The 26287-nt window shown below is 42.0% G+C and carries 24 protein-coding genes and 1 pseudogene; 22 read left to right on the top strand and 3 right to left on the bottom strand.

The features are described from left to right. Positions 1-186 precede the first annotated feature (186 nt). The 5 genes from purE (at position 187) to purB (ending at position 5319) form a co-directional block, all read left to right on the top strand. The gene (gene purE, locus O3601_RS08245; RefSeq protein WP_101785690.1) at positions 187-678 is read left to right on the top strand and encodes a 5-(carboxyamino)imidazole ribonucleotide mutase; all 492 of its coding nucleotides are present in this window, start codon (positions 187-189) and stop codon (positions 676-678) included. After that, a complete protein-coding gene (gene purK / locus O3601_RS08240) occupies positions 665-1756 on the top strand; it encodes a 5-(carboxyamino)imidazole ribonucleotide synthase (protein WP_371472455.1) in 1092 nt (363 codons plus the stop codon). Before purE ends, purK begins: the two co-directional genes overlap by 14 nt. 9 nt (positions 1757-1765) lie before the next feature. Continuing rightward, positions 1766-1993, top strand: a complete 228-nt coding sequence (locus O3601_RS08235; protein WP_371472452.1) for a phosphoribosylaminoimidazole carboxylase — start codon at positions 1766-1768, stop codon at positions 1991-1993. A 279-nt stretch (positions 1994-2272) separates the two neighbouring features. Then, complete coding sequence (locus tag O3601_RS08230; RefSeq protein WP_371472449.1) at positions 2273-4012, top strand: Abi family protein; 1740 nt, start codon at positions 2273-2275, stop codon at positions 4010-4012. Between the two features lie 11 nt (positions 4013-4023). Beyond that, complete coding sequence (gene purB, locus O3601_RS08225; protein ID WP_012972422.1) at positions 4024-5319, top strand: adenylosuccinate lyase; 1296 nt, start codon at positions 4024-4026, stop codon at positions 5317-5319. Positions 5320-5534: 215 nt separating this feature from the next. On the opposite strand, the gene O3601_RS08220 is transcribed toward purB, so the two are convergent. Beyond that, positions 5535-6251: a GntR family transcriptional regulator gene (locus O3601_RS08220; protein ID WP_001007190.1), complete on the bottom strand. Its 717-nt coding sequence runs from the start codon at positions 6249-6251 to the stop codon at positions 5535-5537. A 318-nt stretch (positions 6252-6569) separates the two neighbouring features. Here O3601_RS08220 and O3601_RS08215 point away from each other — a divergent pair, with 318 nt between their 5' ends. The 13 genes from O3601_RS08215 (at position 6570) to O3601_RS08155 (ending at position 19467) form a co-directional block, all read left to right on the top strand. Beyond that, positions 6570-8357: a beta-galactosidase family protein gene (locus tag O3601_RS08215; RefSeq protein ID WP_371472446.1), complete on the top strand. Its 1788-nt coding sequence runs from the start codon at positions 6570-6572 to the stop codon at positions 8355-8357. Beyond that, positions 8354-8830, top strand: a complete 477-nt coding sequence (locus O3601_RS08210; protein WP_004257933.1) for a PTS system mannose/fructose/N-acetylgalactosamine-transporter subunit IIB — start codon at positions 8354-8356, stop codon at positions 8828-8830. Before O3601_RS08215 ends, O3601_RS08210 begins: the two co-directional genes overlap by 4 nt. A 26-nt stretch (positions 8831-8856) precedes the next feature. Further along, positions 8857-9762 carry a PTS mannose/fructose/sorbose/N-acetylgalactosamine transporter subunit IIC gene (locus O3601_RS08205; protein WP_000617019.1) on the top strand — a complete coding sequence of 302 codons (906 nt, stop codon included), beginning with the start codon at positions 8857-8859 and terminating at the stop codon, positions 9760-9762. Further along, the gene (locus O3601_RS08200) at positions 9749-10570 is read left to right on the top strand and encodes a PTS system mannose/fructose/sorbose family transporter subunit IID (RefSeq protein WP_371472443.1); all 822 of its coding nucleotides are present in this window, start codon (positions 9749-9751) and stop codon (positions 10568-10570) included. The genes O3601_RS08205 and O3601_RS08200 overlap by 14 nt, the downstream gene beginning before the upstream one ends. 3 nt (positions 10571-10573) lie before the next feature. After that, complete coding sequence (locus O3601_RS08195) at positions 10574-10978, top strand: PTS sugar transporter subunit IIA (RefSeq protein WP_371472440.1); 405 nt, start codon at positions 10574-10576, stop codon at positions 10976-10978. A gap of 99 nt (positions 10979-11077) precedes the next feature. Then, positions 11078-12244 carry an SIS domain-containing protein gene (locus tag O3601_RS08190; RefSeq protein ID WP_371472437.1) on the top strand — a complete coding sequence of 389 codons (1167 nt, stop codon included), beginning with the start codon at positions 11078-11080 and terminating at the stop codon, positions 12242-12244. Positions 12245-12359: 115 nt separating this feature from the next. After that, positions 12360-13397 carry an aldose epimerase family protein gene (locus tag O3601_RS08185; protein ID WP_371472434.1) on the top strand — a complete coding sequence of 346 codons (1038 nt, stop codon included), beginning with the start codon at positions 12360-12362 and terminating at the stop codon, positions 13395-13397. Positions 13398-13524: 127 nt separating this feature from the next. Further along, positions 13525-14721, top strand: a complete 1197-nt coding sequence (locus O3601_RS08180; protein ID WP_371472431.1) for a choline-binding protein C — start codon at positions 13525-13527, stop codon at positions 14719-14721. A 191-nt stretch (positions 14722-14912) separates the two neighbouring features. Then, entirely contained in the window at positions 14913-15767 is an 855-nt protein-coding gene (locus tag O3601_RS08175; RefSeq protein WP_371472428.1) for a VOC family protein, read from the top strand. A gap of 106 nt (positions 15768-15873) precedes the next feature. Beyond that, positions 15874-16431, top strand: coding sequence for a sugar O-acetyltransferase (locus tag O3601_RS08170; RefSeq protein ID WP_371472509.1), 558 nt, complete (start codon positions 15874-15876; stop codon positions 16429-16431). 179 nt (positions 16432-16610) lie between these two features. Beyond that, the gene (locus O3601_RS08165) at positions 16611-17375 is read left to right on the top strand and encodes a nucleoside phosphorylase (RefSeq protein ID WP_371472426.1); all 765 of its coding nucleotides are present in this window, start codon (positions 16611-16613) and stop codon (positions 17373-17375) included. 33 nt (positions 17376-17408) lie between these two features. After that, a complete protein-coding gene (locus tag O3601_RS08160; protein WP_371472424.1) occupies positions 17409-18788 on the top strand; it encodes a TrkH family potassium uptake protein in 1380 nt (459 codons plus the stop codon). A 13-nt stretch (positions 18789-18801) separates the two neighbouring features. Continuing rightward, the gene (locus tag O3601_RS08155) at positions 18802-19467 is read left to right on the top strand and encodes a TrkA family potassium uptake protein (protein ID WP_371472421.1); all 666 of its coding nucleotides are present in this window, start codon (positions 18802-18804) and stop codon (positions 19465-19467) included. Positions 19468-19558: 91 nt separating this feature from the next. On the opposite strand, the gene O3601_RS08150 is transcribed toward O3601_RS08155, so the two are convergent. Then, positions 19559-19783: a hypothetical protein gene (locus O3601_RS08150; RefSeq protein WP_265474450.1), complete on the bottom strand. Its 225-nt coding sequence runs from the start codon at positions 19781-19783 to the stop codon at positions 19559-19561. 39 nt (positions 19784-19822) lie between these two features. Here O3601_RS08150 and O3601_RS08145 point away from each other — a divergent pair, with 39 nt between their 5' ends. The 4 genes from O3601_RS08145 to O3601_RS08130 all read left to right on the top strand — a co-directional run bounded on the left by O3601_RS08145 (position 19823) and on the right by O3601_RS08130 (position 25522). Next, positions 19823-20839 (top strand): glycosyltransferase family 2 protein, encoded by a 1017-nt coding sequence (locus tag O3601_RS08145; RefSeq protein ID WP_371472419.1) that lies wholly within the window; start codon positions 19823-19825, stop codon positions 20837-20839. A gap of 115 nt (positions 20840-20954) precedes the next feature. Then, positions 20955-23666, top strand: a complete 2712-nt coding sequence (locus tag O3601_RS08140) for an SSURE domain-containing protein (RefSeq protein ID WP_371472417.1) — start codon at positions 20955-20957, stop codon at positions 23664-23666. A 123-nt stretch (positions 23667-23789) separates the two neighbouring features. After that, a complete protein-coding gene (locus O3601_RS08135) occupies positions 23790-24488 on the top strand; it encodes a response regulator transcription factor (protein ID WP_371472415.1) in 699 nt (232 codons plus the stop codon). Beyond that, positions 24485-25522 (top strand): sensor histidine kinase, encoded by a 1038-nt coding sequence (locus O3601_RS08130; RefSeq protein WP_371472413.1) that lies wholly within the window; start codon positions 24485-24487, stop codon positions 25520-25522. The genes O3601_RS08135 and O3601_RS08130 overlap by 4 nt, the downstream gene beginning before the upstream one ends. A gap of 259 nt (positions 25523-25781) precedes the next feature. On the opposite strand, the pseudogene O3601_RS08125 reads toward O3601_RS08130, so the two are convergent. Continuing rightward, positions 25782-26287: pseudogene (locus O3601_RS08125) on the bottom strand (transposase); the annotation flags it as partial.

The following is a 26287-nucleotide window of genomic DNA, read 5'->3' as shown; positions in this document are numbered from 1 at the left end:
TATAAGAAAAGGCGACGTAGTCGCCAAACACGATAATGGTCGCCGTGGTGAAAAGACCAGAACAGATTCTGTTCTGGTCGGGGGAAAATTTGAGACCTTAGGCTCAAAGTTTAGGAATGAAACCGAAGGTTTGCTTCCGTCCCCACCACCTAAGACCATTATCAAAAAAGAAGAAAAGGAAAAATTATGACTAAACCAATTATTTCCATCATCATGGGCTCCAAATCCGACTGGGCAACCATGCAAAAAACAGCTGAAGTCCTAGACCGCTTCGGCGTTGCTTACGAAAAGAAAGTTGTCTCTGCCCACCGCACACCAGATCTCATGTTCAAGCATGCAGAAGAGGCCCGTAGCCGTGGCATCAAGGTTATCATCGCAGGTGCAGGTGGCGCAGCTCACTTGCCGGGCATGGTAGCGGCAAAAACCACTCTTCCAGTCATCGGGGTACCTGTCAAATCACGTGCACTTAGTGGCGTGGACTCGCTCTACTCCATCGTACAGATGCCGGGTGGGGTGCCTGTTGCGACAATGGCTATCGGTGAAGCTGGTGCGACAAACGCAGCCCTCTTTGCCCTCCGTCTCCTTTCAGTAGAGGATCAGACTGTTGCGACAGCATTGGCAGATTTTGCAGAAGAACAAGGAAAAATCGCAGAGGAGTCTACAAATGAGCTCATCTAAAACAATCGGCATTATCGGTGGTGGTCAACTGGGTCAGATGATGGCCATTTCTGCTATCTATATGGGTCACAAGGTTATCGCGCTGGATCCTGCGGCGGATTGCCCGGCCTCTCGCGTTGCGGAAATCATCGTGGCTCCTTATGACGATGTGGATGCCCTTCGTCAGCTGGCGGACCGCTGTGATGTTCTCACTTATGAATTTGAAAATGTCGATGCTGACGGTTTGGATACTGTCATTAAGGATGGACAACTTCCTCAGGGGACAGACCTACTTCGCATTTCTCAAAATCGGATTTTTGAAAAGGACTTCCTCTTAAACAAGGCACAAGTCACCGTAGCACCTTATAATGTTGTGACCTCAAGCCAAGATTTGGAAGATATTGACCTTTCTAAAAATTATGTCCTAAAGACTGCTACCGGTGGCTACGATGGGCATGGGCAAAAGGTCATTCGTTCAGAAGCAGACTTGGAAGAAGCCTATGAACTAGCAGACTCAGCAGACTGCGTTTTGGAAGAATTTGTCAACTTCGACCTTGAAATTTCTGTTATTGTATCAGGAAATGGTAAGGATGTGATAGTTTTCCCAGTTCAGGAAAATATCCACCGAAACAACATTCTTTCAAAAACCATTGTACCAGCCCGCATTTCAGAAAGTCTAGCTGAAAAAGCCAAAGCTATGGCAGCGCGAATCGCTGAACAGCTCAACCTATCTGGAACCCTTTGTGTGGAAATGTTTGCGACAGCTGATAATATCATTGTCAATGAGATTGCTCCACGACCACACAACTCTGGGCACTACTCAATCGAAGCCTGTGATTTCTCTCAGTTTGATACCCATATTCTAGGCGTTCTGGGAGTACCATTACCAGCCATCAAACTACATGCTCCAGCGGTCATGCTCAATGTACTCGGACAACACGTCGAGGCTGCTGAAAAATATGTGACAGAAAATCCAAGCGCCCACCTCCACATGTATGGTAAAATAGAAGCGAAGCACAACCGCAAGATGGGACATGTGACTTTGTTTAGTGATGTGCCAGATAGTGTGGATGAGTTTGGGAAAGGGATTGATTTTTAGGAGAAACCTATGATTCAAATCATTGTTAATGCATTTATTGAAAAGGATAAGACTAGAGCAGTTGTTGAAGTCTTGTATGCTAGTAGTGATCACGAAAAAGTGAGGGCTAAATATGAAGAGTTAGTTGCTCAATACCCTGAAAACTATTTAGCAATTTATGACTTGCCATTAGATATTGATTTGAATACACTTTCTCATTACCCATCTGTGTTTATTGGGAAAGAGGAGTTTGAATAATGCGACTGTCGGTTGCTAACTGATGTGAAAATCAAAAAATAGAATAAAAAAACGAGAAAGGAGTGACATACGATTTCATTAATTTGAATTTAAGCGTATAATCTTTGACAGAATAAAATTAATAGAATAATCCGTAGATATTAACATTCATCAGAAAAGGGTTATGATCTTTGTTTAGTAGTGTTCTAGATGAGGTGCAGTAGTTTTAAAGAAAAGTATTAACGAGAAATTAATAGTTCATTTGGTAAAAGAGTTAGTAAGGCTAGATTAGGAGAATATATGTCAAATTTTTTTGAAGGCACTATAAGTAGATTATCCTCATATTACGGTATCATTACGTTTGACGAGGAACGACAAAATGGGGAGGAATTATATACTGTTAAAAGAAGTATTCCATTTTTTTTAAATGATTTATCTCAGTATAGTATTGGTAATACAGTAAGTTTTTCATTACCTCAGGTATCCACTATTGATGAGAGTAATACTCTATTAGTAAGGGGTCAAGCTGTTCAATTTGCTACAAATGTTCAAGTTATTAATGACGATACTGAGGAGGTGATTGATAAGTCACTAGATTTTTATCAGTTATTAAATTCTAAACTTATTCCGTCTCCTAATTTAACTAATATATCATCAGCATTAGATTTTTTGAAAAGACATAATTTAAGATACTCTACTTTTAATGAAATTTTAGTACTATCTAATCTCATTGATAATCAGGTTACTATTGCTGATTTTCAGTCTATGATTGATTATGATAAAAAGTTTAAAGAATTTATCATGAAATGGGTGCTTTTCGTTGAAGATGATATCAAGGCTAGAATTGAAAATAGAATAGCGGAATTGAATATCTCAGAGAGAGATTTATTTAGTAAGGCGGACTCCAGCAGTGATAATAATTTAAAAAGATTGTTTAAGAATTCTCTTAAAAGTGTACGGAAGAATTATTTGTTAAGAGATTGTGGAGACTTACGTCTTCAGTATGAAGCGACGACTGATGAAATTCCGAAGCTAGAATATGCACCTATTGATATGGTAATGGACCAATTTACAGTTGGTGATTTATTGGTATTTATTAAGTTTATTAATGAAGAATACAGTAATTTTAAAGTTGATACCAATACTGATTGGGAAAAAGTTAGTGATTTTCTTTCTGAATTAAAATTAGTTCGAAATATTTCTGCACATGGGAACTCTTTTTTATCTGCGATACTTGATGAAAAGAATAATCCGAATTATTTGCTAGAAGGAAATTCGCATATTTTTGGAGTAGATCCTTTTTATATAGATTCTAGTAAAGAAACGAGTATCTTCCATTTAGTCCGTTCTCCAATTAAATTGATGTTAAAAGGGCAGGTGATTAATCCCCAACATGTTGCAGTTTTTTGGACTCAGAAATTATTAAATAACCAAACTCTTCGTTCTTTTGTTTATTTCTATTTTATGGTTTGTTATTTAACTCAAGGTAAAAGTTTAAACGAAGATTTTAAGAATGAATTGAGAGAAGTATTTGGTGAGTTTGATAAAAAAGTTAATTTTGAAAAAGTTGTAAGTGATGTTCTTTTTCATCCCTCTTTGGATGAAGAAAATAGAAAAAATCTATTGGAATCATTAATTCCTCAAGCGATTAATATGTTCGACTATGTAAAAGAACATAATTATGAATATACGGGTTGTGGTGGGGATACTATCTATGAAATTACTTATTATAATAAGAGAGTTCGAATAAACCTAAGTGATAATGCTAATTGGTATTTATACATGTTAAAAGATATTGCTAATAAACATCCTAATGATGATACAGCAGAAACCTCCTCAACTTGGCCAGAATCACAGGAAATTTGGGAAAAATTTGGGATTTTCTTTTGTGAAGCTTCAAATGCTAGAGAAACTTTGATAAGAATGCTTGATTCAAATCTGGAACTTGAGTGCAATGAAGGAATTGAACAGCTATCAAAAATCGAAGGATTTCAAAAATTAAAAATATTATTTTTGGATATTTTAAACTTATTTAATTAAGGAGAAACAACATGATTAACCGTTACTCTCGCCCTGAGATGGCGAACATTTGGAGTGAAGAAAATAAATACCGTGCTTGGCTTGAGGTGGAAATCTTGGCTGATGAGGCATGGGCCGAGTTGGGGGAAATCCCTAAGGAAGATGTGGCTTTGATTCGCGAGAAGGCGGACTTTGACATCGACCGTATTTTGGAAATTGAGCAAGAGACTCGTCACGATGTGGTGGCTTTCACACGTGCGGTTTCTGAGACGCTTGGTGAGGAGCGCAAGTGGGTTCACTATGGTTTGACTTCTACCGACGTGGTGGATACGGCCTACGGTTACCTCTACAAGCAGGCTAATGACATCATCCGTCGTGACCTTGAAAACTTCACCAACATCATCGCTGACAAGGCTAAGGAGCACAAGTTCACCATCATGATGGGTCGTACCCATGGTGTGCATGCTGAGCCGACAACTTTTGGTCTTAAATTGGCGACTTGGTACAGCGAAATGAAGCGCAATATCGAGCGTTTCGAGCATGCTGCTGCTGGTGTGGAAGCTGGTAAGATTTCTGGTGCGGTTGGGAACTTTGCCAACATCCCACCATTTGTGGAGCAATACGTCTGCGACAAGCTTGGTATCCGTGCTCAAGAAATCTCAACACAGGTTCTTCCTCGTGACCTTCACGCTGAGTACTTTGCAGTTCTTGCTAGCATTGCGACTTCCATCGAACGTATGGCAACGGAAATCCGTGGTCTGCAAAAATCAGAACAACGCGAAGTAGAAGAATTCTTTGCTAAAGGGCAAAAAGGGTCTTCAGCAATGCCTCACAAACGCAACCCTATCGGTTCTGAGAACATGACAGGTCTTGCGCGTGTTATCCGTGGTCACATGATTACAGCCTATGAAAACGTTGCTCTCTGGCACGAACGCGACATTTCCCACTCATCAGCTGAGCGTATCATCACACCGGATACGACTATTTTGATTGACTACATGCTCAACCGTTTTGGAAATATCGTCAAGAACTTGACTGTTTTCCCAGAAAACATGATTCGCAACATGAACTCTACGTTTGGTCTGATCTTTAGCCAACGTGCTATGTTGACCTTGATTGAAAAAGGCATGACCCGTGAGCAAGCCTATGACTTGGTGCAACCAAAAACGGCCTACTCTTGGGACAATCAAGTCGACTTTAAACCACTTCTAGAAGCAGATCCAGAAGTGACCTCACGCCTCACTCAAGAAGAAATCGATGAAATCTTCAACCCTCTTTATTACACTAAACGAGTGGATGATATCTTTGAACGTCTTGGTTTAGGATAATTAAAATAAAATCGAAGTTCTATTACTCTATTTACTGGAGTAGAAGAACTTCGATTTTTCTTGTTTATTAAAGCTTTTTTGCTAAAAAGATTCCCTATATTTTAGTAAAATTTAAACAAATTTAATCTATCTTCATTGACATATAGAAAATACAGTTTTGATGGGATATAATAATCATAGAAAAAAGCCCAAGCGATGAGGCTCAGGCTTTCTTCTTAGTGATCACGGTCACATGAAATGAATTTGATTTTGTAATAATCCGCTCGTTTATAAGTTTCGCTGTAAGCGAGAACTTGACCAGTAGACTCTAGCTTAGTAGTCTTGGTTTGTAAAACGGTTGGGAATTGCTCATCGACTCCGAGGACCGAAGCCGCATGTTCTGGAGTTGGAAATGCTATTTCATTGATTTCTTCAAAATGTTCATCATTCATGTGAATGTGGTAATCTGATTTGAAACGGTTATAGATAGAACTATAATATTCAAGATTTGGATAATTTGCGTTGATGTATTGTTCTGGGATATATGATGTGTGGTAGATGTATGCGACACCATTTGTTTCGCGGACACGTTCAATCTTGTAGTAGAACTGATCACCACGTAATCCAAGTTTTTCCAAGTAGTTTAGTTTATTTCCGCGTTCAATAGAAAGGACGGTCACCTTATCATCTTTAGTTTCAAAAACTTCTACATCTGAAAACTCTACGAGTTTGTGTTTGCGTGCGCGTGAAACGAATGTACCCTTTCCTTGTTGGCGGACAATATAACCATCTTTGGCAAGGTCGTTTAAGGCACGGACAACTGTGATAGAACTAACATCATACATTGCAATCAATTCAGCTTCAGTGTAAAATTTATCTCCACTAGCGAATTGGCCAGAAATGATTTTGTTCTTTAATTCATCTTTTATATATTGATACTTTGGAATTGCCATATTTTTACCTCGATTTTCCTTCTCCGTTAAAGATTTTACCATAAAACTAGAAAGAATAGTAGTCTTTTGAATAAAAAAATTAGAATAATAGGCTATAAGGTTAATTTACATAAAAAATAGGAGATTTTATACATTTTTATACATGCCACCTGTTTGAAGCTATATGTCTGTAAATTCTATATCTTTATAAGTTTTTTGTGTAAAAGTTGGGGAAAAATGAAAAAATTGTGAAAAGCTATTGACAAATGTGGCATATTGAGTTATATTTAATATATCAACAAATGAAAGCGTAAACTTTAGTTGTCAGAAGGTAAGAATATGACACGATTTGAGATACGAGATGATTTCTATCTCGATGGAAAATCATTTAAGATTTTATCTGGCGCCATTCATTATTTTAGGATTCCTCCAGAAGATTGGTATCATTCGCTCTATAACTTGAAGGCTCTTGGTTTTAATACGGTAGAGACTTATGTGGCTTGGAATTTACACGAGCCTCGTGAGGGTGAGTTTCACTTTGAAGGAGCTCTGGATTTGGAGAGATTTCTCCAAACAGCACAAGATTTGGGTCTCTACGCTATCGTTCGCCCCTCTCCCTTCATTTGTGCGGAGTGGGAATTCGGTGGCTTACCAGCTTGGCTTTTAACCAAAGATATGAGGCTTCGTTCCTCAGATCCTGCTTATATTGAAGCTGTCGGTCGCTACTATGACCAGCTCTTGTCACGATTGGTTCCACATTTGTTGGACAATGGTGGTAATATCCTCATGATGCAGGTTGAAAATGAGTATGGTTCTTACGGAGAAGATAAGGCTTATCTGAGAGCGATTCGACAGTTGATGGAAGAGCGTGGCGTAACCTGTCCCCTCTTTACGTCAGATGGTCCATGGAGAGCTACTCTGAAAGCTGGAACCTTAATCGAAGATGACCTCTTTGTAACAGGGAACTTTGGTTCTAAGGCATCTTATAACTTTTCACAGATGCAGGAATTCTTTGATGAACATGGCAAGAAATGGCCACTAATGTGTATGGAGTTCTGGGATGGCTGGTTCAACCGTTGGAAAGAGCCGATTATCACACGGGATCCGAAAGAGTTGGCAGATGCAGTTCGAGAGGTTTTGGAGCAAGGTTCCATCAATCTTTACATGTTCCACGGTGGCACAAACTTTGGTTTCATGAATGGTTGTTCAGCTCGAGGAACTTTGGACTTGCCACAAGTTACATCATATGATTACGATGCCCTTCTGGATGAAGAAGGAAATCCAACTGCCAAATATCTGGCAGTTAAGAAGATGATGGCAACACATTTCCCAGAGTATCCGCAGTTGGAACCACTCTACAAAGATAGTATGGAGTTGGATGCTATTCCACTAGTTGAAAAAGTTTCCTTGTTTGAAACCTTGGATAGCTTGTCAAGTCCAGTAGAAAGCCTCTATCCTAAAAAGATGGAGGAGTTGGGACAAAGCTATGGCTATCTACTCTATCGAACCGAAACAAACTGGGATGCAGAAGAAGAAAGACTTCGTATCATTGATGGTCGAGATAGGGCTCAGCTTTATGTCGATGGTCAGTGGGTCGAAACCCAATATCAGACAGAGATTGGGGAAGATATTTTTTATCAAGGTAAAAAGAAAGCGCTATCTAGGTTAGATATATTGATAGAAAATATGGGGCGTGTCAACTATGGGCATAAGTTCTTAGCTGATACACAACGTAAGGGAATTCGGACAGGAGTTTGTAAGGATTTGCATTTCTTACTAAACTGGAAACACTATCCACTCCCACTAGACAATCCTGAGAAAATTGATTTCTCAAAAGGATGGACAGAAGGACAACCAGCCTTTTACGCTTATGACTTTACAGTCCAAGAGCCAAAAGATACTTACCTAGACTTGTCTGAGTTTGGTAAGGGAGTTGCCTTTGTCAATGGGCAGAATCTAGGACGTTTTTGGAACGTCGGCCCGACCCTCTCGCTTTATATTCCTCATAGCTATCTCAAGGAAGGTGCCAACCGCATCATCATCTTTGAAACAGAGGGCCAATATAAAGAAGAGATTCATTTAACTCGTAAACCTACACTAAAACACATAAAGGGGGAAAACTTATGACAATTGTAGGATGCCGTATCGATGGACGTTTAATCCACGGACAAGTAGCCAATCTTTGGGCTGGAAAACTAAATGTTTCACGTATTATGGTTGTAGATGACGAAGTTGTCAACAACGACGTTGAAAAGAGTGGTTTGAAACTTGCGACACCACCAGGTGTGAAATTGAGTATTTTGCCAATTGAAAAAGCGGCAGCTAATATTCTTGCTGGTAAATACGATAGCCAACGTCTCTTTATTGTGGCTCGTAAGCCAGACCGCTTCCTTGGTTTGGTAGAAGCAGGTGTACCAATTGAAACCCTCAATGTTGGGAATATGTCTCAAACACCAGAAACTCGCCCTATCACACGTTCTATCAATGTAGTAGACAAGGATGTGGAAGATTTCCACAAATTGGCAGAAAAAGGTGTTAAACTTACTGCTCAAATGGTTCCAAATGATCCAATTTCAGACTTTTTGAGCTTATTAAAATAGGAAAAAATTTTTAGGAGGTCATTGTTATGATACAATGGTGGCAAATTTTACTTCTCACTTTGTACTCAGCTTATCAAATCTGTGATGAGTTGACGATCGTTTCATCTGCAGGTTCCCCTGTATTTGCTGGTTTCATTACTGGTTTAATCATGGGAGATGTGACTACTGGTCTGCTTATCGGTGGTAACTTGCAATTGTTCGTTCTTGGGGTTGGTACCTTCGGTGGTGCTTCTCGTATCGACGCAACTTCTGGTGCGGTTCTTGCGACAGCTTTCTCTGTTTCACAAGGAATTGATACAGCGCTTGCGATTACAACAATCGCTGTGCCAGTAGCAACTCTCTTGACTTACTTCGACGTTCTTGGACGTATGACAACTACTTTCTTTGCTCACCGTGTGGATGCTGCAATCGAACGCTTTGACTATAAAGGTATTGAACGCAACTACTTGCTTGGTGCGATTCCTTGGGCTTTATCTCGTGCCCTTCCAGTCTTCTTTGCGCTTGCCTTTGGTGGTGAATTTGTACAACACGTAGTAGATTTCGTTACAAAATACCAATGGGTTGCAGATGGTTTGACACTCGCAGGACGTATGCTTCCAGGTCTTGGATTTGCAATCTTGCTTCGTTACCTTCCAGTTAAACGTAACCTTCACTACCTTGCAATGGGATTTGGTTTGACAGCTATGTTGACTGTTCTTTACTCATACGTAACAGGTCTTGGTGGCGCTGTTGCTGGTATCGTAGGTACTCTACCGAAAGATGTTGCTGAAAAAATTGGTTTTGTGAACAACTTCAAAGGTTTGTCTATGATTGGTATCTCTATCGTAGGTATCTTCCTTGCAGTGCTTCACTTCAAAAATAGCCAAAAAGTAGCTGTAGCAGCACCTTCTACACCATCAGAAAGTGGGGAAATCGAAGATGACGAATTCTAATTACAAACTTACAAAAGAAGATTTTAATCAAATCAACAAACGTAGCTTGTTTACTTTCCAATTGGGTTGGAACTACGAACGTATGCAAGCTTCTGGTTACCTGTACATGATCTTGCCACAATTACGTAAAATGTATGGTGATGGAACCCCTGAATTGAAAGAAATGATGAAAGTTCATACTCAATTCTTCAATACTTCACCATTCTTCCACACCATTATCGCTGGTTTTGACCTTGCCATGGAAGAAAAAGATGGTGTAGGTTCAAAAGATGCCGTTAACGGTATCAAGACAGGTTTGATGGGACCATTCGCTCCTCTTGGAGATACAATCTTTGGTTCACTTGTACCTGCTATCATGGGATCTATCGCAGCAACTATGGCTATCGGTGGTCAACCTTGGGGTATCTTCCTTTGGATCGCAGTTGCAGTTACTTATGACATCTTCCGTTGGAAACAGCTGGAATTTGCCTACAAAGAAGGGGTTAACCTTATCAACAACATGCAAAGTACCTTGACAGCTTTGATTGACGCTGCATCTGTACTTGGTGTCTTCATGATGGGTGCTCTTGTAGCAACAATGATCAACTTTGAAATTTCTTACAAATGGGCAATCGGTGAGAAAATGATTGACTTCCAAGACATCTTGAACCAAATCTTCCCACGTTTGCTTCCAGCAATCTTTACTGCCTTTATCTTCTGGTTGCTTGGTAAGAAAGGTATGAACTCTACTAAAGCTATCGGTATCATTATCGTACTTGCTTTGGCTCTTTCTGCCTTTGGTAAATTTGTACTTGGAATGGGCGCATAATTTATGACGAAATCATTAATTTTGGTGAGTCATGGTCGTTTCTGTGAAGAACTTAAAGGTAGCACTGAAATGATTATGGGTCAACAAGACAATATTCATGCAGTGGCTCTTCTTCCAGAAGATGGCCCAGAAGAATTTACTGCAAAATTTGAAGCGGCTATTGAAGGATTGGATGATTTCCTAGTCTTTGCGGATCTTCTCGGTGGAACACCATGTAACGTGGTGAGTCGCTTGATTATGGAAGGTCGTGACATCGAACTTTACGCAGGTATGAATCTTCCAATGGTGATTGAATTTATCAATGCGAGCCTTACAGGTGCAGATGCGGATTATAAGAACCGTGCTGCAGAAAGCATTGTGAAAGTCAATGACCTGTTAGCGGGCTTCGATGATGACGAAGATGAATAAGATGTGACAACGTGAAAATCGTTAGAGCATTTTATATAGAATATACATGGGAATGGGGCTTACTCCCATTCCCATATTTAATAGAAAAAGAGGAATTCAATGCTACATTATACAAAAGAAGACTTGCTCGAATTGGGTGCAGAAATCACTACACGTGAAATCTACCAACAGCCTGATGTATGGAAAGAAGCTTTTGAATCTTATCAAGCAAAGCGTGAAGAAATTGCAGCCTTCCTACAAAGGATTGCTGATAAACATGACTATATCAAGGTTATCTTGACAGGTGCTGGAACTTCTGCTTATGTGGGAGATACCTTGGTACCTTACTTTAAGGAAGTCTATGACGAACGCAAATGGAATTTCAATGCTATTGCGACCACAGATATCGTTGCCAATCCAGCAACCTATTTGAAAAAAGATGTGGCGACTGTCCTTGTATCTTTTGCTCGTAGTGGGAATTCGCCTGAAAGTGTGGCGACTGTTGACTTGGCCAAAGCCTTGGTGGATGAGCTTTATCAAGTGACGATTACTTGTGCAGCGGATGGTGAGTTGGCTCTTCAAGCCCATGGTGATGACCGCAATCTTTTGCTTTTGCAACCGGCTGCCTCTAATGATGCAGGCTTTGCCATGACTTCAAGTTTTACGTCTATGATGTTAACAGCTCTCTTGGTCTTTGATCCTACAGAATTTGCTGTGAAAGCTGAACGTTTTGAAGTTGTGTCTAGTCTTGCCCGTAAAGTTCTAGACAATGCAGAAGATGTCAAAGAACTTGTTGACCTAGACTTTAACCGTGTCATCTATCTAGGTGCTGGTCCTTTCTTTGGCCTTGCTCATGAAGCTCAGCTCAAGATTTTGGAACTGACTGCTGGTCAAGTTGCGACCATGTATGAAAGTCCAGTCGGCTTCCGTCACGGTCCAAAATCTCTTATCAACGAAAATACAGTTGTTTTGGTATTTGGTACAACAACAGACTACACTCGTAAGTATGACTTGGACTTGGTTCGTGAAGTTGCTGGTGACCAGATTGCTCGTCGTGTTGTGCTTTTGAGTGATCAAGCCTTTGACCTTGAAAATGTCAAAGAAGTGGCTCTTGGTTGTGGTGGTGTCTTGAATGATATTTACCGTGTCTTTCCTTACATTGTTTATGCCCAACTCTTTGCCCTATTGACTTCACTCAAGGTAGAAAATAAACCTGATACACCGTCTCCTACAGGTACAGTAAATCGTGTGGTACAAGGTGTTATCATCCACGAATATCAAAAGTAAGACAATATTTATGAATTCTTGACAAGAGGATTTGTAAACTATCAGATAAACCATAGATTGTCAGTAGGCTTTCTATGGTTTGTTTGCTTGAGAGAAATAGTAAAAGGAGAACAGAATGAAAGTATACACAGAGCGTGTATTTGGAAATGTTGGGGGCAAGGATGTCTTGGCCTATCATTTTGAGACGGACGGTGGTTACCAGCTTGAGGTTATGACTTATGGTGCGACCATCTTGCGCTATGTCACACCTGACAAGGCTGGAAATTTTGCTAATGTTATCTTGGGATTTGATGACTTTGATAGCTATGTAGGCAATAGTCCCAAGCATGGAGCTAGTGTAGGTCCTGTGGCAGGCCGTATCGCAGGTGCGACCTTTGAGCTCAATGGCAAGGCTTATAATCTTGAAGTCAACAATGCTAGCAACTGTAACCACAGTGGGGCAACTGGTTGGGATTCCAGCTTGTTTAAAGTTGAAGAAGTGAGCGACCATGGCTTGACCCTCTACACAGAGCGTACAGATGGGACAGGAGGATTTCCTGGAAATCTCAAGATTTGGATTAGTTACCACTTGGAAGAAACTGGTGCCTACGAAATTAGCTACAAGGTGACGACCGATCAAGATACGCTGGTCAATCCAACCAACCACAGCTATTTCAACTTGTCTGGTGATTTCACAAAGACGATTGACCGCCATGTCTTCCAACTAAACACAGAGGGCATTTATCCAATCGCTCCCGACGGTGTTCCAGCCAAAACTCCAGATGCTACTCGTGATGTGGTCAAACACATCTACAATGGTGCCTTGTTGAAAGATATCTTTGCAGAGGAAGATGAGCAAATCCAGCTGGTATCTGGTTTGGATCATCCATTTGCCCTTCCTGCAGGTCATGACAATGCTGGATTCCTTTATGACCAAAATTCAGGTCGCTTCCTGCTTTTCAAGACAGAAGCTCCTTGCTTTGTAGTCTACACAGCAAACTTTGTGGATGAAAGTGTCATCATAGGAGGTCGTCCAATGGTACAGCACAATGGGATTGCCCTTGAAGCGCAAGCTTTACCAGATGCCATTCACAGTAACCTCAAAGACCAAGTCATTCTCAAAGCCGGTCAAACCTTTACAAGCAAGACACGTTATGAGCTTGTTGTGAAATAAGAGGATAGAATTTCTACTTTTGGGGTGAATAGTATTTGCCTTATAACATTAGTAGAAATGGGCAAAGAATAGGAAAATATGATATAATTTAATATTGAAAATACCTGTCCTATCTAAAGGATAAAAGATGAAGAAAATTGTATTTGCTAGTGCCTTGGCCTTTACCTTGGCTGGAGCAGTTTTTACAACTGATGTTTTTGCGAATGACAGATTGGTGGCAACACAATCTATTAATGGTAAAAATGAAAATGTATTGACCTCAGAGGTGCTAAAACCTTCTAGTGGCAACGTTTTGGTCGGAATCAGGGGAGAATTTTTAACCCCAGATAAACAAGCTATTTTGGATGCGATTAATAAGATTCGTAAGGAAGCAGCTGATGAAGGTTTGGTAGATAAGTATATCCCTATCAAATGGTCTACTGATCTTGAGAAAACTGCATTTGTACGCGCTACTGAGGTGTCAGTAACTCTGAAACCTGAGCGTCTTTCTACGAAAGAAATCTGGACTGCTTTTCCATCTAGTAATAGTATAAGAGGAGAAGCTTTAGATGTGAACTATGAAGGTTTTCTAAAAGCAATTGAAAACTGGCATGCTGAGAAGGCGAATTATGTAGCGAAAAAGAAGGGTGGAACATCTAAAGAATTTACAGGTTATTATGAGGTTTTGATCAATTCTAAATTTACCTATGTGGGTCTCGCAGCCTTTAAAAATGCAGCTAGCTCTCAGCAAGTAGCGACGATTTCTTTAGCTTTAGGTGATGATGCTTCTTCAGAGGAATTGGCTGGTGGATATGGTTCTGCTATTCAGTATACAGAAGTGACTGCATCAAATCTTTCAACAGTTAAAAGTAAAGCTACGGTTGTAGAAAAACCACTGAAAGATTTTAGAACATCTACATCTAGTCAGTCTGGCTGGGTACAATCTAATGGTAAATGGTATTTTTATGAGTCTGGTGATGTGAAGACAGGCTGGGTGAAAACGGGTGGCAAATGGTACTACTTGAATGATTTAGGTGTCATGCAGACTGGATTTGTAGAAGTTGATGGAACATGGTATTTCCTTGATAGTTCAGGCGCGATGTTTACAGGCTGGGGAACAGATGGTAGCAGATGGTTCTACTTTGATGGCTCAGGAGCTATGAAGACAGGCTGGTATAAGGAGAATGGTACTTGGTATTATCTTGATCAATCAGGTGTCATGAAGACAGGTTGGTTTAAAGTAGGCAAGTACTGGTACTATGCATATGGTTCAGGAGCTTTGGCAGTCAGCACAACAACACCAGATGGTTACCGTGTAAATGGTAATGGTGAATGGGTAAACTAGGCTGAAAATGTCAGGCCATAGGTAAAGTATTCATCTTACTTAGAAAAAAGAATGAATGATAAGAAAGAGGTTGATGACGAACATTGACCTCTTTTGGTTGGAATAGCGGCCTCAAGTTGTCTGGCTTGACTTTCTTGATAGAAGTTATATAATAATTGTAATGATTATAATTACAACAAAGGAGACATCCTATGACCTATGAATACAAGAGCCATATTTATTTGGCAGAGGCAGTTTTAAATGTAAAGGATTTGGCGAGTCAAACAGCCTTTTATCAGCAAATCATTGGTTTAGAAATCTTATCTCAAACTGAGACAGAGGTCATTCTAGGCCTTGGTGGAAAAGCCTTGGTTCAGCTGATTCAAACACAAGAGAGCGGAGAAGTAAGGGAACATTATGGCCTTTACCATCTGGCTATTCTCTTGCCCACACGCAAGGCTTTGGCTGATGTCTTGAAACATCTGACAGATTTACAGATTCCTCTTGTCGGAGGTGCAGACCACGGTTACAGTGAGGCTCTTTACTTGGAAGATTTGGAGAGGAATGGCATTGAACTCTATCGAGATAAACCCGTTTCCACATGGGATATTCGAGAAGATGGGCGTATTATAGGGGTCACTGAGGCCCTTACAGCTCAGGACATCTATGAGTTGGGAGAAAGAGTAGAGCCCTTTATCCTAGCAGAAGGTTCGAGAATGGGGCATATCCATTTGTCTGTCAAGGATAGTCGAAAGTCTAGTCAGTTTTATCAAAAGGTGTTAGGACTAGAGGATAAATTCAGTGTGCCTAGCGCTAGTTGGATTGCAGCTGGAGATTATCATCATCATTTAGCAGTCAACGAATGGGGTGGGAAAGGTCTGGCTCCGCGTAAGCAAGGCCTTCCAGGATTAGCCTATTATGTCATTGAAGTCGCACATAAAGAAGAACTGTTAACGATTGCGCAACGAGCACAAGAAGTTGATACACCAATCAAATGGCTGACATCGAGCCGGTTGGAAATCACAGACCCAGATGGAATTGTGACTCGTATTCGTTTAGCAAGATAGGCAAGATGTGATAAAAATCAAAGCATAAACTGTAGAAAGTACCCCTTATCCTAGTCAGATATGTAGAAAATTTGGTATGATAGTAGGGAATAAGGAGAAGAATGCAATGACCAGTGAATACCAGAAAATGATAGCAGGTGAACCCTATCATCCGTTTGATCCTGAGTTGCGGACCTTGGCTCAGGCTTCTCGCCAAAAACAATCTGCCTTTAACAAGGAAGAAGATCCCTTGAAGGGAATCGAAATCATCAAGACTTGGTTTGGCTCGACTGGACAAAATATCTTTGTCAATCCACGCCTGGTGGTCGATTATGGAGTCAATATCCATCTAGGGGAAAATTTTTATTCTAATTGGAATTTGACCATGCTGGATGTTTGCCCTATTCGCATCGGAGACAATGCCATGATTGGTCCCAACTGTCAGTTCTTGACTCCCCTCCATCCATTGGACCCGCAGGAACGTAATTCAGGTATCGAATACGGCAAGCCCATCACTATCGGAGACAATTTCTGGGCTGGAGGTGGTGTCATTGTCCTTACTGGAGTGACACTGGGAAATAATGTCGTTGCTGGAGCAGGGGCTGTAATCACTAAGTCCTTTGGCGACAACGTTGTCCTAGCTGGTAATCCCGCGCGCGTGATTAAGGAGATACCTATGAAATAGAAGTAAAAAGGAACAGCGGAGGTTGTTTCTTTTTTGTAGGATTCATCATCTTTTACCCAGCCCACATTTACCTACTCTATCTCTTAGCAAGTCTGCTTTTTTCTCCTCGGTTCTTCAGCTTCCTCCTTGACACTCGGTCAGCTTTTGATACAATAGTACAAAATTAGAGGAGGTGGGTTATGATTCAGAAACATGCGATTCCCATTTTAGAGTTTGATGACAATCCTCAGGCGGTCATCATGCCCAATCACGAGGGGCTGGACTTGCACTTGCCCAAGAAGTGTGTCTATGCTTTTTTAGGTGAGGAGATTGACCGCTATGCGAGGGAAGTAGGGGCGGACTGTGTCGGCGAATTCGTTTCTGCCACCAAGACTTATCCAATCTATGTCGTGAACTACAAGGGCAAGGAGGTCTGTCTGGCTCAGGCTCCTGTTGGTTCAGCTCCAGCAGCCCAGTTTATGGATTGGTTGATTAGCTATGGTGTGGAGCAAATCATTTCCACTGGAACCTGTGGTGTGCTGGCTGATATAGAAGAAAATGCCTTTCTAGTCCCTGTTCGCGCACTGCGAGATGAAGGAGCTAGTTATCACTATGTGGGACCTTCTCGTTATATGGAAATTCAGCCAGAGGCTATTGCTGCTATTGAGCGAGTTTTGGAAGTCAGAGGGATTCCCTATGAAGAAGTCATGACCTGGACGACAGACGGTTTTTACCGAGAAACGGCTGAAAAGGTGGCTTATCGTAAGGAAGAAGGCTGTGCTGTCGTGGAGATGGAGTGTTCTGCACTTGCGGCAGTAGCTCAACTGCGTGGCGTTCTCTGGGGAGAGTTGCTGTTCACAGCTGATTCCTTAGCAGACTTGGACCAGTACGATAGTCGTGACTGGGGTTCAGAAGCTTTCGAGAAGGCTTTGGAACTCTGTCTTGAGATAACTTCTCAGATCTAGCTACTCTCCTACTTTTTATGGTACAATGGATGTATGTTATTCAAATTATTTGTGAAAAAAATTGAGAGAGCTTTGGGCGGACTTTCGCCAGCTCGTCGGATTTTTCTGAGTTTCGCTGGAGTTATCTTTATAGGTTCTCTTCTTTTGAGTTTTCCTTTTGTTCAGGCAAGTGGTTCGCAGGCTACTTATTTTGACCATCTCTTTACGACGGTGTCCATGGTCTGTGTGACCGGCCTTTCTACGCAACCGGTAGCTACTACCTATAATGTCTGGGGGCAGTTGATTTGTATGCTCTTGATCCAGATTGGTGGTCTGGGGCTCATGACTTTTATCGGGGTCTTTTATATTCAGGGGAAGCAAAAGCTCAGTCTTCGCAGTCGTGAAACTATTCAGGAAAGCTTTAGTTACGGGGAGACTCGGTCGCTGAAGGCCTTTATGCGGTCCATCTTTTTGACAACTTTTCTGGTGGAGGGCTTGGGTGCCTTTCTACTAAGTTTCCGTTTTATTCCTGAGTTCGGCTGGGGACGGGGCATTTTCACCTCTATCTTTTTAGCCATTTCAGCCTTTTGTAATGCTGGTTTTGATAATTTAGGAAGTAGCAGTTTAGTGGCTTTTCAGACGGATCCTTTGATCAATCTGGTCATTGCTGGCTTGATTATCACAGGTGGTCTTGGATTTATGGTCTGGTTCGACTTGGCAACCCAGTTTGACAAGAAGAAAAAACGCCGTCTGCGTTTCCACACCAAGCTGGTCCTTTTCTTGACTGCAGGGATCTTGCTGTTTGGGACAGTATCTACACTCTTTACGGAGTGGCACAATCCAGGGACTATTGGCAATTTCAGTGTTCCAGAGAAAGTGCTGGTCAGCTTTTTCCAAACTGTCAGCATGAGAACAGCTGGTTTTGCTTCTATTGACTATACCCAAGCTCGGCCTGTGACCTTGTTTATCTATATCCTACAGATGTTTCTGGGTGGGGCGCCTGGAGGAACGGCTGGGGGGCTCAAGATTACGACTTTCTTTGTCTTGTTGGTCTTTGCTCGTAGTGAATTGCTGGGCTTACCTCATACGAATGTTGCGCAGAGAACCATTGAGGCTCGTACAGTCCAAAAATCCTTTAGTGTCTTCATTATCTTTTTGATGACCTTCCTGTTGGGCTTGGTGTTGCTGGGAATTACAGCAGAAGGAACACCGCGATTTATCTACCTTATGTTTGAGACCATTTCAGCTCTTGCGACAGTTGGGGTAACGGCAAATCTGACGCCAGAATTGGGCAAGCTAGCTCTCAGCATTGTCATGGTGCTCATGTTTATTGGCCGTATAGGTCCCTTGACCTTGTTGGTTAGTCTAGCTGACTACCAGCCTGATAAGAAAGATTTGATTCAGTATATGAAAGCAGATATTAGTATTGGATAAGAAAGGAAGAATGATGTCAGATCGTACGATTGGAATTTTAGGTTTGGGGATTTTCGGGAGTAGTGTCCTGATGGCCCTTGCCAAGCAAGATATGAATATCATTGCCATTGACGACCACGCCGAGCGTATCAATCAATTTGAGCCTGTTTTGGCGCGTGGAGTTGTTGGCGATATCACAGATGAGGAACTCCTCAGAACTGCAGGAATTGATACCTGTGACACGGTTGTAGTCGCAACAGGGGAAAATCTGGAGTCGAGTGTGCTTGCAGTCATGCATTGTAAGAGTTTGGGGGTACCAAGGGTTATTGTCAAGGTCAAAAGCCAGACAGCCAAGAAGGTACTGGAAAAAATCGGTGCCGACTCGGTGATCTCGCCTGAGTATGAAATGGGGCAGTCCCTAGCGCAGACCATTCTCTTTCATAACAATGTTGATGTCTTTCAGCTGGATAAAAATGTGTCCATCGTGGAGATGAAAATTCCGAGTGTTTGGGCAGGGCAAAGTCTGAGCCAGCTGGATTTACGTGGCAAATATAACCTCAATGTCCTAGGATTTCGTGAACAAGAAAATTCACCACTGGATGTCCAGTTTGGCCCTAATGACCTTTTGAAGGCAGATGCCTATATTTTAGCAGTCATTAACAACCAGTATCTAGATGACTTGGCAGAATTAAATTCGTAAGGAGGGGATTCCCCTCTTTTTTGATGTCCAAGATAGGAAATAGAGACCGGAAACCCTTGTATTCCAGTAAAAATCCTTCAGAAGCTGAACTTTATGGTAGAATAGAAAGAAGTGACAAGAGAGAGTAGTACTCTTCAAAAATCTCTTCAAACCACGTCAACGTCGCCTTGCCGTAGGTATGGTTACTGACTTCGTCAGTTCTATCCACAACCTCAAAACAGTGTTTTGAGCTGACTTCGTCAGTTCTATCTGCAACCTCAAAGCAGTGCTTTGAGCAACCTGCGGCTAGTTTCCTAGTTTGCTCTTTGATTTTCATTGAGTATAAGAAAAAATCAGTCCCCTAAAGGAGTAGATTATGAAGTTATTGTCTATCGCCATTCCTAGCTATAATGCTGCAACCTATCTTCATTACTGTGTGGAGTCGCTAGTGATTGGTGGTGAGCAAGTTGAGATTTTGATTATCAATGATGGGTCTCAGGACCAGACTCAGGAAATCGCTGAGCGTTTAGCTAGCAAGTATCCTAACATCGTTAGAGCCATTTATCAGGAAAATAAGGGCCATGGCGGTGCTGTTAATCGTGGCTTGGCAGAGGCTTCTGGGCGTTATTTTAAAGTAGTTGATAGTGATGACTGGGTTGATCCTCGTGCCTATCTGAAAATTTTGGAAACCTTGCAGGAACTAGAGAGTGAAGGTCAAGAGGTGGATGCCTTTGTGACCAATTTTGTCTATGAAAAGGAAGGTCAGTCTCGCAAGAAGAGTATGAGTTATGAGTCAGTCTTGCCTGTCCAGCAGATTTTTGGCTGGGATCAGGTCGGAAATTTTTCAAAAGGCCAGTATATCATGATGCACTCGCTGATTTACCGGACAGATTTGTTGCGAGCGAGCCAGTTCCAACTGCCTGAGCATACTTTTTATGTCGATAATCTCTTTGTCTTTACACCTCTTCAGCAGGTCAAGACCATGTACTATGTGCCAGTCGATTTCTATCGTTATTTGATTGGGCGTGAGGACCAGTCTGTCAATGAGCAGGTGATGATTAAACGTATCGATCAGCAACTCAAGGTTAATCGTCTTTTAATAGACCAGCTTGATTTATCTAAAGTAAGTCATCCCAAAATGAGAGAATATTTGCTGAATCATATTGAAATCACGACGGTTATTTCTAGTGCCTTGCTCAATCGAGCTGGAACAGCGGAGCATCTGGCCAAAAAACGGGAGCTGTGGACCTATATTCAACAGGAAAATCCAGAGGTCTTTCAGGCCATTCGCAAGACTATGTTGAGCCGTTTGACCAAACACTCCGTCTTGCCAGCTCGCAAACTGTCCAATGTCGTCTATCAAATCACCAAATCTGTTTATGGATTTAATTAATATAAGTATTTTATAAGAGGGATTTAAGAAAAATTTTAACTTTTTCTTAATCCTTTTTAATTTTAGGAGATTATACTAGAGTCATCAAATAAAGAAAAACTCTAAGGAGAATCCTATGAAATTCAATCCAAATCAAAGATATACTCGATGGTCTATTCGCCGTCTTAGTGTCGGTGTTGCCTCAGTTGTTGTTGCCAGTGGCTTCTTTGTCTTAGTTGGGCAACCAAGTTCGGTACGTGCCGATGTGGTCAATTCAACCCCTGCTCAAGTCGTACCAGACGCTGCTTCAGTGAGTGAAAAGAGCGACTTACCAGCAGAACTTCTTAAAGAAGCAGTCGATACAGCTCTTCCTTCAGACCAGGCAGACTCAGCACCCAAAGCAAGCTTGGATACTACAAACTCTCCAGAAAAAGCGGGTGTGACTGCTAAAGACCAAGTAGTAGCACCCAAAGAAGAAGTGCAAGTAAAACCAGAATCTAAGAAAGAAACAGAAGATGCGGTTAAACCTGCGACAAATCCTGCTCCTGCAGTCTCTGGACAAGACCGTGAAGCAAGTGAGGCTCAACCAGCAACTACTCCAGCTGAAGTTCAAAAAGGCGTGGCCGACAACACTAAAGACACAGTAGATGTTCCAGCTACATACTTGGACAAGGCTAACTTCCCTGGTCCATTCACAGCCGGTGTCAACCAAGTTATTCCATACGAATTTTTCGCTGGCGACGGTATGTTGACCCGCCTTATCTTGAAAGCATCTGACAAGGCCCCATGGTCAGATAACGGTTCAGCTAAAAATCCCGCCCTCCCACCGGTAGAGAAATTGGGCAAAGGCCTCTACTTCTATGAAGTGGATTTGGCAGGTACTCAAGGCAAATCTGATAAAGAGCTTCTAGACCTCTTAAAACAAAACGGTACACAAAGCTATAAAGCTACTATCAAAGTGTACGGCGCAAAAGACGGCAAGGCAGACTTGAGCAATCTTGTGGCGACTAAGGATTTGACAGTAAACTTGAATGGCTTGACCACTCCAGCTGAAGTGCAAAAAGGTGTGGCTGACAATACCAAAGATACAGTTGATGTTCCAGCTACATACTTGGACAAGGCTAACTTCCCTGGCCCATTCACAGCCGGTGTTAACCAAGTTATTCCATACGAATTCTTCGCTGGAGACGGTATGTTAACTCGTTTGATTTTGAAAGCCTCAGATAAGGCCCCATGGTCAGACAACGGCTCAGCTAAAAATCCTGCCCTTCCACCAGTAGAAAAATTGGGCAAAGGTCTCTACTTCTACGAAGTAGATTTGGCAGGCACTCAAGGCAAATCAGATAAAGACTTGTTAGACTTGTTAAAACAAAACGGCACTCAAAGCTACAAGGCAACCATCAAAGTGTACGGTGCTAAAGATGGTAAGGCTGATTTGAGCAACCTTGTAGCGACTAAGGATTTGACAGTAAACTTGAATGGATTAACTACTCCAGCTGAAGTGCAAAAGGGTGTGGCTGACAATACTAAAGACACAGTAGACGTCCCAGCCACTTACTTGGACAAAGCCAACTTCCCAGGCCCATTCACAGCCGGTGTCAACCAAGTCATTCCATATGAATTCTTCGCAGGTGATGGTATGTTAACACGCCTTATCTTGAAAGCATCAGACAAGGCTCCATGGTCAGACAACGGTTCGGCTAAAAATCCAGCCCTTCCACCAGTAGAGAAATTGGGCAAAGGCCTTTACTTCTACGAAGTAGATTTGGCAGGTACCCAAGGCAAATCTGATAAAGAGCTACTTGACCTCTTAAAACAAAACGGCACTCACAGCTACAAGGCAACTATCAAAGTGTACGGTGCGAAAGACGGCAAGGCTGATTTGAGTAATCTCGTAGCAACAAAAGATTTGGATGTCAATTTGAATGGCTTGACTACCCCGGCTGAAGTGCAAAAGGGCGTGGCTGACAACACCAAAGACACAGTGGATGTTCCAGCTACTTACTTGGATAAATCCAACTTCCCTGGACCATTCACAGCCGGCGTCAACCAAGTCATTCCATACGAACTCTTCGCAGGTGACGGTATGTTAACACGTCTTATCTTGAAAGCTTCAGACAAGGCTCCATGGTCAGACAACGGTTCGGCCAAAAATCCGGCCCTTCCACCAGTAGAAAAATTGGGCAAAGGTCTTTACTTCTACGAAGTAGATTTGGCAGGAACTCAAGGTAAATCAGACAAAGAGCTTCTTGATTTATTGAAACAAAATGGTACTCAAAGTTATAAGGCAACTATCAAGGTTTACGGTGCTAAAGATGGCAAGGCAGATTTGACCAACCTTGTAGCGACTAAGGATTTGACAGTAAACTTGAACGGACATCAGTCTCTTGTTCCGATGCAGTCAGGTTTCGTCCCTTCTTCCAATGGTTCAGCTATGTCAGCTCCAATGATGAATAGTCATCAAGATGCGCCTAATATGAAAGCTCAAATGCCTAGTGCCAATCAAGATGAGATGAAATCTAAAATGCCAGCTACTAGCCAGGATAAGATGATGCCTAACAAAGAGCAGGACAAAACCATGAATGCTAGTCAGCCAATGGCAACTTCAAGTATGAAGCAAGACCAAGTCGCAGCAACCTCAAGCAAAATGTCTGATGAAGGCAAGATGGCATCTACTAACAAGGTGTCAAGTCCAATGATGGCTGATCACATGAAAGACCAAAAAGACATGCTTCCATATACTGGTGAAGCCCAAACATCAATGGCTACTATTGGATTCTTTGGATTAGCCTTGGCAGGACTACTAGGTGGCCTCGGTTTGAAAGCTAAAAAAGAGGAAAATGACTAGTCTAGCTACAGATTTTCTATCTAGGATTTGAAAAATCCAGATATCGTTTAGAATGTTCGTAAAGAGATAAAAATAGTGTTATACTATTGTGGTATAGCACTGTTTTTTTCAAAGGAGAGACAGATGGGAAAGACAATTTTACTCGTTGACGACGAGGTAGAAATCACAGATATTCATCAACGTTATCTGGTTCAGGCAGGATATCAGGTTTTGGTGGCCCATGATGGAGTAGAGGCCTTGGAAATCTTCAAGCGAAAAGCGATTGATTTGATTATTACAGATATCATGATGCCTCGGATGGATGGTTATGACTTGATTAGCGAGGTCCAGTATCAATCTCCAGATCAGCCTTTTCTCTTTATCACGGCTAAGACCAGTGAGCAGGACAAGATTTATGGCCTGAGCTTAGGGGCAGATGACTTTATTGCCAAGCCCTTTAGCCCTCGTGAGCTGGTTTTGCGTGTCCACAATATCTTGCGTCGCCTTCATCGTGGAGGTGAGACAGAAGTCGTCAGTCTCGGGGATTTACGGATGAATCACGGTAGCCATGAGGTCCAAGTCGGAGATGTGGCGCTTGATTTGACCGTAAAATCCTTCGAACTTCTATGGCTTTTAGCCAGTAATCCAGAGCGAGTTTTTTCTAAGACAGACCTCTATGAAAAGGTCTGGCAAGAAGACTATGTGGATGACACCAATACCTTGAATGTTCATATTCATGCTCTTCGACAGGAGTTGGCTAAACATGCTAGTTCAGAAACACCCACCATCAAAACCGTCTGGGGCTTGGGCTACAAAATTGAGAAAGCACGAGGTAGTCAATGAAATTAAAAAGTTATATTTTAGTGGGGTATGTCATTTCAACACTCCTAACGATTATCGTGGTTTTTTGGGCTATCCAGCGAATGCTAATTGAAGAAAGAGAAATTTATTTCCTAGTGGGGATGACTCTCGTGGCTAGTTTTATCGGTGCTGGGATCAGTCTCTTTCTCCTATCGCCGGTCTTTACTTCATTGGGCAAACTCAAGGAACATGCTAAGCGGGTAGCGGACAAGGATTTTCCTTCAAATCTGGAGGTTCAAGGACCTGTAGAATTTCAGCAATTAGGCCAAGCTTTCAATGAAATGTCCCATGATTTGCAGGCCACCTTTGATTCCTTGGAAGAAAGCGAACGAGAAAAGGGCTTGATGATTGCTCAACTTTCGCATGATATCAAGACCCCCATCACTTCAATCCAAGCGACTGTAGAAGGGATTTTGGATGGGGTTATCAAGGAAGGAGAACAGACTCATTATCTGGCAACCATTGGGCGCCAGACGGAAAGGCTCAATAAACTGGTTGAGGAGTTGAATTTTTTGACCCTAAACACAGCTAGAAATCAGGCGGAGACGACTAGTAAAGACAGCATTTTTCTGGATCAGCTCTTGATTGAGTGCATGAGTGAATTTCAGTTCTTGATTGAGCAGGAGGAACGAGATGTTCATTTGCAGGTAATCCCTGAGTCTGCCCGAATTGAGGGAGATTATGCCAAACTTTCTCGTATCTTGGTGAATCTGGTCAATAATGCTTTTAAATACTCAGCTCCAGGAACCAAACTGGAAGTGGTGGCTAAGCTGGAGAAAAACCAGCTTTCAATCAGTGTGACCGATGAGGGGCAGGGAATTGCCCCAGAGGACTTGGAGAATATTTTCAAACGCCTTTATCGTGTCGAAACTTCGCGTAACATGAAAACAGGTGGTCATGGCTTAGGGCTTGCGATTGCGCGTGAATTGGCTCATCAATTGGGTGGAGAAATTACAGTTACGAGTCAGTACGGCCTAGGAAGTACCTTTACCCTCCTTCTCAACGGTAACTTCTAAAACTAACTTCCAGTTTCCCACAACCTAGCTTTTAGTATAAGAAAAACGCGTGAAAAATCAGTGGAAATCCGTCTTAGACTAACTTCCGCTGGTTTTCTTTTTCTTGATATATAAGGGTTCAAAAGCGAAAAGACTCAGAAAAAAGTGCACGACAAATAGCCCTAAAACAGAGTCGTCTTAGAGTAACTTCCAGTTGCTAGCGTTTAGTGTGAGACTTTTCGATGGTGATAAGATGTGTAGTTAGAGGGGAAAATTCCCTTTATTTCAATAAATCAGGTGATAAGTGTGTGTCTTCTGGTTTGACAAATTGGCACCCCAGAAGAGCAGCGATGTCCTCGCCAAAGTTGAAGGTGAAGACGTCGTAAGCAGATTTTCCTTGAAACTCTTCTCGTTTCAAGGAATTGACATGAGAAATGACTAGATTGACGTCTTTCTGAGTCAGCTGGTCAAAGGAAGTGCCCTTGGGAAGAATGGCTCGCAAAACTGTATGGTTCTTCTCAATCCGCCCCTTCTGGTCAGGACGGCTAGGGTCGCAGAAGTAGAGGTGAGACTTCCCATCAATGTCTCGCTCAAGCTTCTCCACATAGGAAAACTCAGATCCGTTGTCCGTGAGAATGACAGGGAAGAGCTGATGGAACGCATACCCTCCGTCCATGACTCTTTATTTCAAAGCTGCGAATTTAGTGGCGACCTCCAGAGCGGTCTTGTTGTCCAAAAGCAAGGCGAAGAGGAAGTTGCAGAAGGAAACGTTGAAGGTGAGTAGCA

This window comes from Streptococcus sp. 20925_1_69, assembly GCF_041432365.1.
Taxonomy (GTDB): Bacteria; Bacillota; Bacilli; order Lactobacillales; family Streptococcaceae; genus Streptococcus.
Note: the sequence above shows the minus strand (reverse complement) of the source record. Positions and strands in the feature narration are given on the sequence as shown.